The 12,356-nt window shown below is 34.6% G+C and carries 13 protein-coding genes; 2 read left to right on the top strand and 11 right to left on the bottom strand.

Annotated features, from left to right (window positions below; translation table 11 throughout):
* Positions 1 to 69: 69 nt before the first annotated feature.
* The 9 genes from hpf to ACR9EA_RS03860 all read right to left on the bottom strand — a co-directional run bounded on the left by hpf (position 70) and on the right by ACR9EA_RS03860 (position 8,578).
* Complete coding sequence (gene hpf, locus ACR9EA_RS03900; RefSeq protein ID WP_435137816.1) at positions 70 to 372, bottom strand: ribosome hibernation-promoting factor, HPF/YfiA family; 303 nt, start codon at positions 370 to 372, stop codon at positions 70 to 72.
* A gap of 42 nt (positions 373 to 414) precedes the next feature.
* Entirely contained in the window at positions 415 to 1,302 is an 888-nt protein-coding gene (locus ACR9EA_RS03895) for a tyrosine-type recombinase/integrase (protein WP_435137813.1), read from the bottom strand.
* Positions 1,303 to 1,416: 114 nt separating this feature from the next.
* Positions 1,417 to 1,611: a 30S ribosomal protein S21 gene (gene rpsU / locus ACR9EA_RS03890; RefSeq protein ID WP_435137810.1), complete on the bottom strand. Its 195-nt coding sequence runs from the start codon at positions 1,609 to 1,611 to the stop codon at positions 1,417 to 1,419.
* A gap of 99 nt (positions 1,612 to 1,710) precedes the next feature.
* Positions 1,711 to 3,138, bottom strand: a complete 1,428-nt coding sequence (locus tag ACR9EA_RS03885; protein ID WP_435137807.1) for a carboxypeptidase-like regulatory domain-containing protein — start codon at positions 3,136 to 3,138, stop codon at positions 1,711 to 1,713.
* Between the two features lie 91 nt (positions 3,139 to 3,229).
* Entirely contained in the window at positions 3,230 to 4,399 is a 1,170-nt protein-coding gene (locus tag ACR9EA_RS03880) for an acyl-CoA dehydrogenase family protein (protein ID WP_435137804.1), read from the bottom strand.
* A 36-nt stretch (positions 4,400 to 4,435) separates the two neighbouring features.
* Positions 4,436 to 5,314: a ComEA family DNA-binding protein gene (locus ACR9EA_RS03875; protein WP_435137801.1), complete on the bottom strand. Its 879-nt coding sequence runs from the start codon at positions 5,312 to 5,314 to the stop codon at positions 4,436 to 4,438.
* Positions 5,315 to 5,323: 9 nt separating this feature from the next.
* Complete coding sequence (locus ACR9EA_RS03870) at positions 5,324 to 6,946, bottom strand: alanine/glycine:cation symporter family protein (protein WP_435137798.1); 1,623 nt, start codon at positions 6,944 to 6,946, stop codon at positions 5,324 to 5,326.
* A 114-nt stretch (positions 6,947 to 7,060) separates the two neighbouring features.
* Positions 7,061 to 7,288: a PspC domain-containing protein gene (locus tag ACR9EA_RS03865; protein ID WP_435137795.1), complete on the bottom strand. Its 228-nt coding sequence runs from the start codon at positions 7,286 to 7,288 to the stop codon at positions 7,061 to 7,063.
* 12 nt (positions 7,289 to 7,300) lie between these two features.
* Positions 7,301 to 8,578, bottom strand: coding sequence for a DUF2851 family protein (locus ACR9EA_RS03860; RefSeq protein ID WP_435137792.1), 1,278 nt, complete (start codon positions 8,576 to 8,578; stop codon positions 7,301 to 7,303).
* Between the two features lie 175 nt (positions 8,579 to 8,753).
* On the opposite strand from ACR9EA_RS03860, the gene ACR9EA_RS03855 reads away from it, so the two are divergent.
* Positions 8,754 to 8,966 (top strand): hypothetical protein, encoded by a 213-nt coding sequence (locus ACR9EA_RS03855; RefSeq protein WP_435137789.1) that lies wholly within the window; start codon positions 8,754 to 8,756, stop codon positions 8,964 to 8,966.
* 71 nt (positions 8,967 to 9,037) lie between these two features.
* Here ACR9EA_RS03855 and ACR9EA_RS03850 read toward each other — a convergent pair whose 3' ends face one another.
* The gene (locus tag ACR9EA_RS03850) at positions 9,038 to 10,273 is read right to left on the bottom strand and encodes an ABC transporter permease (RefSeq protein ID WP_435137786.1); all 1,236 of its coding nucleotides are present in this window, start codon (positions 10,271 to 10,273) and stop codon (positions 9,038 to 9,040) included.
* 9 nt (positions 10,274 to 10,282) lie between these two features.
* Between ACR9EA_RS03850 and ACR9EA_RS03845 the strand changes: the two genes are divergently transcribed.
* On the top strand, positions 10,283 to 11,506 hold the full coding sequence (locus ACR9EA_RS03845; protein ID WP_435137783.1) for an exo-beta-N-acetylmuramidase NamZ family protein: 1,224 nt from the start codon (positions 10,283 to 10,285) through the stop codon (positions 11,504 to 11,506).
* Here the strand turns inward: ACR9EA_RS03845 and ACR9EA_RS03840 are convergent.
* Positions 11,503 to 12,354, bottom strand: coding sequence for a sterol desaturase family protein (locus tag ACR9EA_RS03840; protein ID WP_435137780.1), 852 nt, complete (start codon positions 12,352 to 12,354; stop codon positions 11,503 to 11,505). The genes ACR9EA_RS03845 and ACR9EA_RS03840 overlap by 4 nt on opposite strands.
* Between the last annotated feature and the right edge of the window lie 2 nt (positions 12,355 to 12,356).

Below are 12,356 nucleotides of genomic sequence, written 5' to 3'. Positions count from 1 at the left end.
GCTATTTCTAACGGACTGCAAATGTATATATTTATTCTTTTATTCAAAACATTTTTTCAAATATTTTTATCATAAATACGTTTTTAATTTCTCTTTTCGCTTTTTTAGTTGTCTTTCTAACGATGCAGCTGCACAATCGGCTCCTTCTTCAAAAGATTTGCATTGTTTTTTTACCATAAAACTATCACCGGGAACATTAACTCTAGCTTCAAAAATTTTATTCTCTTTATCGCTGGTATTTTCCACCTTTAAATAAACATCGGAACTAATGACCTTATCGTAAAAAAGGTCTAACTTATCCATTCGCTTTTGAATAAAGTCTATCAATTTTTTATCTGCTGTAAAATTGACTGATTGCATGTTTACTTTCATACTTCTTAATTTTAATATTAAACAATAGGTGATTTCGTTCTATTAACTATTTCTAGGATGTGCATTTAAATACACTTTTTTTAACTCTGAAATACTATTGTGCGTATACACTTGTGTCGACGCCAGACTGGAATGCCCAAGGAGTTCTTTTACAGCATTCAAATCTGCACCTTGATTGAGTAAATGAGTTGCAAACGAGTGCCTTAAAATATGCGGGCTCTTTTTTACTTTAGAAGATGCTAAACTAAAATAGTTATTTATTATTCTGTAAACAAGTGTTTCGTAAACTTTAACGCCCTTTTGTGTTAAAAACATTTGAGCGCTATCTTGTATTACCGGTAACTGTTTACGTACGTTTAAATATTGCTTGATATGTTTTATAACCGAAGGCAATAAAGGCACTAACCGCTCTTTGTTTCGCTTTCCTAAAACTTTTAAGGTGTTTTCTTCTAAATTAAAATCGGAAATTTTTAATTGAATAAGTTCTATACGACGTATACCTGTAGAGTAAAATAATTCTATTATAAGCTTATCTCTTACCCCTTCAAAACTGTCATCAAAATTAAAATCGTCTAGCACAGTTGTCATTTCCTTGTTGGAAAATGGTACTTGTATTTTTTTTTCGACTTTTAATGCTTTATGTTTTGCTAAAGGGTTATTACCTACCTCACCTATCTTTAACAAAAACTTGTAATAGGTGTTTAATGCAGAAACCTTTCTATTTATACTTCTGTTAGATAGACCTTGTTCCACCAAACTCACAATCCATTGCCGTATGTAATGATAAGACACTTGATTTGGCGAACTTAAATTGTATTCGGTATTTAAGAACTCGAAAAAAGTTTCTAAATCTTTTTGATATGCATTTACCGTTAATTGAGCATATTTCTTTTCTAACAATAAATAATCTGTGAAGGCTTTTAGACTCATAAACTTTTATTCTGTTTATGCTAATATACTAACTTTAAAACAGGGTGATTGTTAAAAATATGGCAAAAAAAAAATCCTGCTAGGCAGGATTTTATATTATTGGAGTTTCAAGATTTATATTTCTTCTTGATCTCTTAAAGACTGAACATATTGAGCTTTTTGAATTTGTGCTCTACGTGCTACAGAAGGTTTTGTAAACTGCTTACGTGCTTGTAATTGACGCTTTGTACCAGTTCTATCAAACTTACGCTTGTAACGCTTTAACGCTCTATCTATATTTTCTCCTTCTTTAATTGGTATTATTAACATAGTCCTTAACCTCCTCTCTTTTAGCATTCGGGCTGCAAATATAACAACTAATTTTTTATGAACAACTAAAAATATGTTTTATTTACCCGAAGCCTATTTTTAATCTTTATACAAGGTAGAACGCTGGGTTAAATCCTTTATTAATTGTTCATCTTCTTCACTCTCTAACAATGTGTTATAGTTATTCCAAAACGATTTATCATATGGTTTTTTCGAAAAAATGTCTGGGTCCCAAGTTCCCTGCAAAGCATGCGATACTTGTTCTGGATCTACTATTATTTCGGTAAACAACACCTCTTGTACAGCGTAATAATACCTTTCGTCTTTGTTATAAGCTGCGGCTTCTTCATCTGTTTTTCCTTCAGAAGGTTTTATCCCCACATTAACCAATTTTGGTGTTTCGTAATATAAATAATTAGGATACATTTTGTCTTGGTACTCCATATAAGTAACTACAAGTTTATGATTGGTTTGCGTACCGTATAATGTTTTACTTCTACTTTTTTGCACTGGCGATGCTGCCACTAAATTATATTCTATTTTTTTTATGGCATAATTATCCCAATAAATATAAATCCATCCATCAGCTTTATAACCATCGTTATAAATACCTTTAGTATCTAAATTTACGTAATCTTGGCCGCCTTCAATTTTAATTTTATAAATCTTCCGTTCGTTATCTACCAAAACGGTATCTAAAGCAAATAAATGATTTTCGAGTACACGTTCTCCAAACAAGGCTTTTGGTAAACTATTATTTCTTAGCACATTTAATTTTCCTAAAAACAAACTTTCCAAACCATTGGTTCTGCTATCATTCCATTTAATCGCCCGAATTAAAGATTCTGTTTTAATGGTATCGCGCTTTAAATTTTTGGCCTGTAAATCTTTTACACCTTTTTCCTGTTTTAAATACGCAGTATACACCAACAAGCTATCTACATCTCTTAAATCGTAGCTCTTGCGCATTTGGTCTACATTTATTTTTAAATTTTGATTTGGGTTAGAAGTGAATGCCGAATCGTATAAGGTTATTGCGCTTTCTATAAGCCACTTAAATTCCTTGGTATTACGCTCTTTATAACGTAAAAAACCTTTTTCTAAATACGGCTGCTCTGGAAAATTATCAGAAAGTTTTTCGAGCGCTTTTAAAACAATATCGTTTGCTGTTTTAGGTCGTGTATCGGCAACCAACAAAACTTCATCTAAAGCAGCAACCTCTTCTTCGAGATATATAATTTCGGAATTATCGAATTCACTTATTGGCAACTTAAAACTCTTATAGCCTATCGAAGAAACCACCAATGTATCTGTTTTAAACTCGTTGGGCACCACAAGTACAAATTTACCATCGGCATTACTAATTGTTCCCGTAGTCGTATTTTTAATGTAAATGCTCGCGCTTTCTACCGGAAGCATGGTATTAAAATCTAAAATCTGATTTTTTAACTCGGTTTGCCCGGAAGCAAAAAAAGAATATAAAATAAAGCTTAGAGTGAAAATTGGTTTTAAACTGAAACGCTTCATATATATTCTCTTTTTTTTAGTTGATGAAAAAATAGTCCTAATACTTTAAACTATTTTTCGAAGATATTATTTTATCATCTAAATCTAATCATTAATTTGTTGCCGGCTTATAATCCTTCTTGTCTAAAATCATTTTAGCAATAATCTCTCGAAGGATTTCAGAAGTTCCTCCGCCTATAGGCCCTAGTCTGCTATCGCGTAATAATCTTGCCATTGGGTAGTCCTCCATATAACCATAACCTCCTAAAAACTGAAGACATTGATAAATAACATCGTCTGCCATTTTAGTGGATTTTAGTTTAGACATGGTAGCTTCCTTAACCACATACTCCCCCTGATTTAAACGATAAGCCACCGTATAATTAAACGTTTTACAAAGCGTCATATCTGTATACAAATCGGCAAAAGTATGTCGCAATGCTTGAAATTGATCTATACTCTTACCAAAGGCTTTACGTTCTTTCATATAGTTTTGGGCATACTCTAAAGCATATTCTGCTCTTGCATGGGCATTTATCCCCATAATTAACCGCTCTAAAGCAAAATGCTGCATGATATAAGGAAATCCTTTACCTTCCTCCCCCATTAAATGAGATTCTGGAATTACAACATTATCGAAAGCTATTTCTGCAGTATCGCTTGCTCTCCAACCTAACTTATCTAATTTCGTAGCAGAAATACCTGGTGTATCTCTATCTACCACAAAAATGCTTATTCCTTTATGTGGTTCTTCAACATTGGTCTTTGCCGCAACCACCAAATAATCGCTGTAAACACCATTGGTAATAAAAGTCTTAGATCCGTTTAGCACATATGTATTGCCTTCTTTAACAGCAGTTGTTCGCATACCTGCAACATCGCTACCACCAAAGGGTTCGGTTATACACAAGCACCCTATTTTATCGCCAGAAATACTAGGCACCAAATAGTTTTGTTTTATAAGTTCATCGCCTTCTTTATTTATATGCGTCATGGCCAAATAGGCATGTGCCCACATTGCAGCTGCAAAACCACACGAATTAATTTTTTGTAATTCTTCTAAAAAGATTACGGTATAAAACAAATCTAAATTTAATCCGCCATAAGCTTCAGGATAAGCAAGTCCGAAAAACCCCATATCCCCAAATTTCTTCCAGATAAAACGTTCTATAGTTCCTGTTTTCTCCCACTTTTCTATATGTGGCACCACCTCTTTTTTAAGAAAATCTTGTAGGCTTTTTCTAAACAGTTCGTGCTCTTCGGTGAAGTACATCGTATTCATATAATGATGTTTGTTGTATTGAAAACAATACGAAAATTAATCGAGCGCCAAATATAACTTAATTATATCGATTTTCTGAACAGGAAAGTTCTTTACTTTTAGTAATTCGTCTAAATTTGAAAATCCTTCACGAAGTGTACGTTCTTCTATAATATTATGGGCTAACGGATAATCTATATGCTGAATTGTAACTAACTCGTTTAGCGTTGCAGTATTAAGATTGATTTTTTTAACAACACGCGGACTCTTAACGGTAAACCGTTGGGTAATCTGTTTTATAGTTTCTGGTGTTAAACCATACACATCCTGTAACTGAATATCGTCTATAAAACCACCATCAAAAGACGCTCTAAATTTTACAATACGTTCGGATAGTTTTTCGCCAACGCCATAAACTTGCTGTAATTGCATTGCACTTGCGGTGTTTAAATCGCTTTTCTCTGCAAAAGACAAATTACGCTTTGTAGATGCCTGCTTATAGCCTGACTGATTTTCTGTTTGGCGCACCCAATCGGGAAACTTAAAATAGGGCGACAATTCTTGAAGCAAACTATCTGAAACCCCAGTAACCTTTTGAAAATCTTCGGCCGAGTTCACCCATTTATTTTCGCGTCTGTACGCTAATAGGTTATCAATTTCTTCATTGCTCATTCCTAATGTATATCCTTTAAAATCGGTAATGTAGTTAGGATTAAAAGGAAATAACTTAGGCTTGATGTCTTTTAAAGTCTGCTGTTTTAAAGAATCGACCTCTAAATTATAAGTGTGTAGCGCATCATCATTAATCAATTTGGGTGCGGTTGGCCACACGATCACAACATAAATGCTTTGAAGCACTATAATTAAAAATAGCAATAAAAAAATCCCATATCGTTGTTTATTGGTAAACGCGATATGGGATGTTTTTATTTTCATTCGTTTATATTACATATGCTCTGTAAAATCGGTTGCACCTTCTTCTAGCGCATCTTCCTTTTTATTTATCGCATTCATATATTTATTTAACTCTCTTCGGATAATAGGAGTTAACATTACAACACCTATAATATTTGGTACCACCATAGCAAAAATCATGGCATCCGAAAAGTCTATAACAGCCCCTAAACTAATTGAAGCCCCTACTACTACAAATAATAAAAATAAGAATTTATATAGTAAATCAGATACTTTTCCTTTTCCAAATAAATATACCCAACCTTGCATACCGTAATAAGACCAAGATATCATGGTTGAAAACGCAAATAATATAACGGCTACGGTTAATAAGATAGAGAAATGCGGAATTACAGTATCGAAAGCTGTAGCGGTTAACTCTACACCTTCTTTAATTGGCACACCGTACTCCATAAATTGTCCGTCGTAATTTGTAATTATAATTACCAAAGCTGTCATAGTACAAATTACAACTGTATCTACAAAAGGTTCTAATAAGGCAACAATACCTTCACTAGCAGGATATTTTGTACGTACGGCTGAGTGAGCAATCGCAGCAGATCCTACACCGGCCTCGTTAGAGAATGCCCCTCTACGTACCCCTTGAATCATTACTCCAACTAAACCTCCAGCAATACCAAGCCCAGAGAAAGCGCCTTCAAAAATTAATCCAAAAGCATCGCCAATATGTTTATAGTTTACGCCTAAAATAATTAAAGCGGCCAACACATATATACCAGCCATAAACGGAACGATTTTTTCTGTTACCGATGCAATTCGCTTAATACCGCCAATAATTACAACAGCTACCAAAACAGCCATAACCAGACCAAAATAAAGCCCTCCGTTAGGATTTTGAATATCGAATAACTTTACGAACTGTGCTGCTGCTTGATTGGCCTGGAACATGTTTCCACCACCAAACGAACCACCAATTACAAAAATGGCAAATACAACGGCTAGCACTTTTCCTAAACCACTAAAACCTTTTTCGCCTAATCCTTTTTTAAGATAATACATTGGCCCACCATAAACAGTACCATCGCTACCAACATCTCTGTATTTTACACCAAGTGTACATTCTGCAAATTTAGAAGCCATTCCTAAAAATCCGGCAACAATCATCCAAAACGTAGCCCCTGGACCACCAATCGATAAAGCCACGGCTACACCTGCAATGTTTCCTAAACCAACCGTAGCAGACAATGCCGCTGTTAACGCCTGAAAGTGAGACACCTCGCCGTCGGCGCTATCATCTCTTAACGTTTCAATAATATTTTCATCTTCATTAGGCGTAGAATCGCCATACAAGGTATCGGCTCCATGCTTTTCGATGTCTTCATACTGCCCTTGAACTACTTTAATGGCAGTTTTAAAACCAGTAAAGTTTATAAACTTAAAATAGATAGTAAAATAAATAGCTCCTCCAACTAAAACTATGAGTACCCACGGAATTTGAAAAGTTTCTGAAAATGGTATTTCATAAAAAATCCCATCAACAAACCAACTCGTATAATTTTTAAACGTGGCATCAATTTTTTCTGATGTTGTTTGTTGGGCGAATGTTAAAATGGGAGTGATTAAAGTAAGTACAAACAGGAAATATTTCCTCATAATTTTTTAAGTATTAGTTAATAATTAGGGTTGGGAGCCCTTTTAAAGCGCCCCAAGTTGCTAAAAATAATCCGTTTTTGAAAACATAAGCTGTTAAAATGAAAAAAAACAGCGTTACAAATCAAAAACAGACGATCTTTTTGTGTATAACATATCTTTAATTCGCATCCAAAACGCAATAAACAAATAGAGTGCAAAGCCAAAACCTACAGTTACAAACGTTAAATAAATAAACGACGTTCGCACCACTTTGGCACGCATGCCTAAACGATCTGCAATACGCTGGCAAACATAAAAACCATGCTTTTGAAAATACAATAACGAATTATAGAAAATATTCATGCCGCAATTTAATTAAATTCGACTTAAAATAGAATTTCCTACAGCACATTGCAAACATTTTTTTGCATTACAATACGCATCTTTCATTTGCAAAAGTCCTTGCGTTTCTAATGCCGAAACGGCAACTGGCTTTAAAGCTTCAAAATTAGTTATTATACTATTGCTTTCTGGTTTTAAAGCCTTAGCCAAATGCAATAATTCTTCGGTATTATCCTTACCCATAGCTTTTGCATAACTAAACCGAATAGGCAAAATGGTATTTATGAGTACTAAATCTATAAAAGACCGAGACACTTTTTTAGATACGGCTTTAGATGTTTTTTGAAAATTGTAATGCGTATTCCAATACGCTGTAGTTTCAACAGCAAACAAGTTATAATAATCTGCTACGCTTTGTGTGTTCACAACTACAGAAAATAAATTTTTATGGCACGCATAAAGTTGCGCTAATTGTGATAAACGAATTGTTGGAAAATTAGGTGGACGCAATCTAAAAAATTGTACAGCAACTACATGATTATGGTCTAACTGAAACTTTTGCTTCAAGAAAGCATAATCGTCAATTAATTGCTTTGTATAAGCGTCGGTTGCTTCTAGATTGCTTAACATACGGCTTTGCCCATAAAACAAGGCCTCTACTAACTGTGCCTGATTTTGAATTTTCCGCAAAACAGAAAAATCGAAAGACGAAGCCATGCTTAAAAACGCCTCAGCATTAACTTTTAACCCGAAGTTTTTAGCTAACATTTTAAACAATACAGCTTCCCAATCGGATTGAGAGGTTTGTAACAAGCCCTGTATAACCTGCGACTTTTGCTCTAACCGCTCAAAAAACAAACGTTCCAACCAGTTTTGAAATACAAAATCATCGACTAGATGATAACTTTGTTCGCAGTTAATCCAGCGTTTCTCTTCGGTAAACAGTTTAAAGTAATTATGTAATGTTGATTTAGGCAACAAGGGTTTTAATTTTAAGGTTGGAATTGGCGTGTTATTCTTTCTAAACACTTCAACATCGTTTTCCCAAACCACATGCAAGATTACATTATCGTATGCCGTATCGGTTTCGTGATGGTGAACATACCAATCTGAAGCTTTAACATGAAGTTCTACATTTCCGGCCCAATGCTGACCATCTATTATAAGCTGAGCATTAAAAAAATCTGGTCCTGAATTTAGATTATGCTGTCCTACCTGAATGAGTTCAAGAGGGAGACCATCGACAGTCTGTAAGTTTCGAATATCTATTTTTTTAAACTTCCATAAGTAGTGTAAAAAATCTTCTTGCATGGTTTAAAGTTAAAAAAAGAAGATAACAAAATAAAATTAAAAAATTCAAAATCAACAACTTAAAATCAATCTCAAGATAATAACAGGTGCGTTTCATCGAAAATTCTTACAATAATTTACTATTTAAAGAAAGAGATTGTATTATTATACTTTATTAACCCCAAAATCTTAAATTATGAAAACAAAAATTATTGGCATTAGTCTAGCTTTAGGCGCTTTAGCAATAGCCGGACAAACCAAAGTAACCATTTGTCACTCGGTGTACGGCGTAAATCCGCATACCATTACAGTTGCAGCCCCTGCCGCAATTGCTCATTTTTTACAACATCCTAACGATACGTTTGGATCTTGTGGCGATAATGGTGGAGAGGAACAACCACAAGGTTAATCCATAAACATTTCAATATTTTAAGTATGAAGCCTAAGAGTTATCTTAGGCTTTTTACATTTATATATTATTTACTCGAATCGAATAGCTTTTACGGGCGATATTTTTGTTATAATAACCGAAGGCACCAGCAACATGACCATACACAACACAAAAGTTCCAATATTAAGCGCAAGAATATAATTGAGGTTAATGTATACGGGCGCTTCATTTACATAATACACACTCGGGTCTAAAGGGAATAATTTATAATATTTTTGAGCAAACAATAACCCCAAACCTATTAGGTTGCCCCAAAACAATCCTACGGCAATTAAATACGACGCATTAAATAAGAACACCTTTCGGATGCTCCAATTGTTACTTCCTAAGGCTTTTAATATTCCAATCATTTGGGTGCGCTCTAAAATTAAAACCAACAATGCCGTAATCATGTTTATACCTGCAACCAAAATCATAACTCCAATAATGGCATAAATATTATTGTCAAAAATTTTAATCCATTCAAAAATCGAATAAAACTTATCGATTATGGTTTGCGTGTTTAAAGTGGGCGGCGTGTTTTTATAAACCTCCATACCAATTGCACCAACTTGATCGAAATCGTCTACAAACAATTCGAAATTTCCTATTTGGTTATCATCCCATTTATTTAAACGTTGAATATGTCTAATATCCCCAATAACATAAGTCGCATCAAACTGCTGAAAACCAGAATTATATATACCAACTACAGTATATGTAATAACATTAGGCCGCTTATTGGTGTCGTCTTTAATAAAATAGGTATTCAATTTATCGCCTACTTTAAAGCCTAGTTTACTGGCCAATACTTCGGACATTAAAACGTCTTCATTTCTGGTTTTGGTATAATCTGGCAGCCTGCCATCTACTAAAAACTCTGTAAAATATTGCCAATTATAATCTTTACCAACACCTTTTAACACGATACCTTCAAAATCTGTGGCCGTTCTAATAACTCCAAATTTTGTAGCAACGCCCTGCATGTGATTTATGCCTGGAACCGATGTAAATTCCGGATAAAATTCTTGATCTAAAGCAATAGGAACCACGCTTTCCTGCGAGTTGTTGTTATCGAAATTAGATATGGTTATATGCCCATTAAACGCCACTACTTTATCTCTAATTTTTTGCTGTAAACCAATACCCGTAGCAATGGCAATCATCATAACTACTATACCAATTGCAATAGCTGTAATACCAATTTTTATAATTGGTGCCGAAACACTACTTTTATATGCTTTACTGCCAATAATACGTTTGGCTAAAAAATATTCGAAATTCAAATTATAGATATGACTTTAAATGTCTTCAAAAATACAGTTTTATTATTTGTTTTCATCATGATTTCTTCGGCATGTAAATCTAATGCATCATCAGAAAACAACAATTCCACTATCGATACAAACACCAGCAATCCCGAAATTATTGTTGGCGCCAATCGCACAACAACCTATTTGCCTTTACTAAAATCTAAAAAAGTAGGTATAGTTGCTAATCAAACCTCAGTGATTTTTAAAACCGATAATTCCTATACGCATTTGGTAGATTCTCTAGCCAGTTTGTCTGTAAACATTAAAACCGTTTTCGCACCCGAACACGGGTTTAGAGGTCAAGCTGATGCTGGCGAACACATAAAAGATGGCATAGATTCTAAAACCGGAATCCCTATTGTTTCGTTATACGGAAACAATAAAAAGCCCAAACCAGAACAACTCAAGGAATTAGATATTGTTGTTTTCGATATTCAAGACGTAGGCGCTCGTTTTTACACGTATATTTCTACATTACATTATGTAATGGAAGCTTGTGCCGAGCAACAAATACCGTTACTCATTTTGGATCGTCCAAATCCTAACGGACATTACATCGACGGCCCTGTATTAGAAAAAGCACATGAAAGTTTTGTTGGAATGCATCCCGTACCTATAGTACACGGCATGACCATCGCCGAATATGCACAAATGATAAACGGACAAGGTTGGCTTAAAAATAATGTTAGATGCGATGTGCAACTTATAACAATGCTGAATTATAATCGTGATATGTTTTACCACATTCCTATAAAACCGTCGCCAAACTTACCCAACGACCAAGCCATAAACCTGTACCCAAGTTTGTGCTTTTTTGAAAGCACAAATGTTAATGCTGGCCGTGGTACCGATAAACAGTTTCAAATTTACGGATCTCCGTATTTAAAAAATCAGAATTTTGAATACACCCCAAAACCTAATGCTGGGGCTAAACACCCAAAATATGAAGGAAAATTGTGTTACGGGCAAGACTTAAGTGCGACAGAAAAACAATCTGCCATCAATTTATCGTACCTCATCAATGCGTATAAAAACACCTCGAAAAAAGAAGAATTTTTCAATTCGTTTTTCACAAAATTAGCGGGCACAGAACAATTACAACAACAAATACTAGCGGGAATGGATGCTAACGCAATAAAAGCAACATGGCAAAAAGATCTTGATGCCTTTAAATTAACGAGAAAAAAATATCTGCTTTACAACTAAATCTTAGTATTATCAACATCACCTAAAGTGGTTGGCTTTCGGTATTTATGAAACGGTTGCTTTAATAAATCTTTAATAGTGCTATTAGTAGCTTCGTCTGGAAAAGTATCTACACCATATATTAAACGCTCTCGATCTAACTCCATATACGTCCCGAACAACCTGTCCCAAATAGAAAATATGTTACCGTAATTAGAGTCGGTATACGGCAACACATTATGATGGTGCACTTTATGCATATCTGGCGACACAAACACATAACTAATAACCCGGTCTAAACGCCTGGGCATTTTAATATTGGCATGGGTTAACTGGGTAAACACAACAGAAAGTGATTGATACATCATAACAATTGCTATGGGAGTCCCTACAACAAAAACCCCAAACAAAGTAAACACAAACCGAATTACGCTTTCTATAGGGTGATGCCTGTTTCCTGTAGTTGTATCTACTTTATGGTCGGTGTGATGCACCAAATGTACCATCCACAAGGGTTTCACTTTATGCTCTACATAATGCGCCAAATATGCCCCAAAAAAATCTAGTAGCATAATACCTAAAACCACATACAACCACAACGGCATGTCTGGCAACCAATTTATAATGCCAAAGTTATTAGCTGTTACCCAATCGGATGTTTTTAGCAATAAAAAAGCCAATGCAAAATTTACAATTATAGTCGTTAGCGTAAAAAACAAATTAGGTAAGGCATGATTCCACTTTTTATAATTGAATTGAAACAAGGGCACAGCCCCTTCCAAAACCCAAAAAAAAGTAATACCTCCAACTAGAATCAAACTGCGATGAAGCGATGGGATGTTTTCGAAATATATAACAACAGTTTCCAAAC

The sequence above is a fragment of the Formosa sp. A9 genome (assembly GCF_051200825.1).
Lineage (GTDB): Bacteria > Bacteroidota > Bacteroidia > Flavobacteriales > Flavobacteriaceae > Formosa.
This window is presented reverse-complemented; position numbering and strand designations above follow the sequence as displayed.

What these genes read in the sequence shown, in the direction of transcription:
- hpf (WP_435137816.1), bottom strand. Translation starts at nt 372, where the DNA reads ATGAAAGTAAACATGCAATCAGTCAATTTTACAGCAGATAAAAAATTG.
- ACR9EA_RS03895 (WP_435137813.1), bottom strand. Translation starts at nt 1,302, where the DNA reads ATGAGTCTAAAAGCCTTCACAGATTATTTATTGTTAGAAAAGAAATAT.
- rpsU (WP_435137810.1), bottom strand. Translation starts at nt 1,611, where the DNA reads ATGTTAATAATACCAATTAAAGAAGGAGAAAATATAGATAGAGCGTTA.
- ACR9EA_RS03885 (WP_435137807.1), bottom strand. Translation starts at nt 3,138, where the DNA reads ATGAAGCGTTTCAGTTTAAAACCAATTTTCACTCTAAGCTTTATTTTA.
- ACR9EA_RS03880 (WP_435137804.1), bottom strand. Translation starts at nt 4,399, where the DNA reads ATGAATACGATGTACTTCACCGAAGAGCACGAACTGTTTAGAAAAAGC.
- ACR9EA_RS03875 (WP_435137801.1), bottom strand. Translation starts at nt 5,314, where the DNA reads ATGAAAATAAAAACATCCCATATCGCGTTTACCAATAAACAACGATAT.
- ACR9EA_RS03870 (WP_435137798.1), bottom strand. Translation starts at nt 6,946, where the DNA reads ATGAGGAAATATTTCCTGTTTGTACTTACTTTAATCACTCCCATTTTA.
- ACR9EA_RS03865 (WP_435137795.1), bottom strand. Translation starts at nt 7,288, where the DNA reads ATGAATATTTTCTATAATTCGTTATTGTATTTTCAAAAGCATGGTTTT.
- ACR9EA_RS03860 (WP_435137792.1), bottom strand. Translation starts at nt 8,578, where the DNA reads ATGCAAGAAGATTTTTTACACTACTTATGGAAGTTTAAAAAAATAGAT.
- ACR9EA_RS03855 (WP_435137789.1), top strand. Translation starts at nt 8,754, where the DNA reads ATGAAAACAAAAATTATTGGCATTAGTCTAGCTTTAGGCGCTTTAGCA.
- ACR9EA_RS03845 (WP_435137783.1), top strand. Translation starts at nt 10,283, where the DNA reads ATGACTTTAAATGTCTTCAAAAATACAGTTTTATTATTTGTTTTCATC.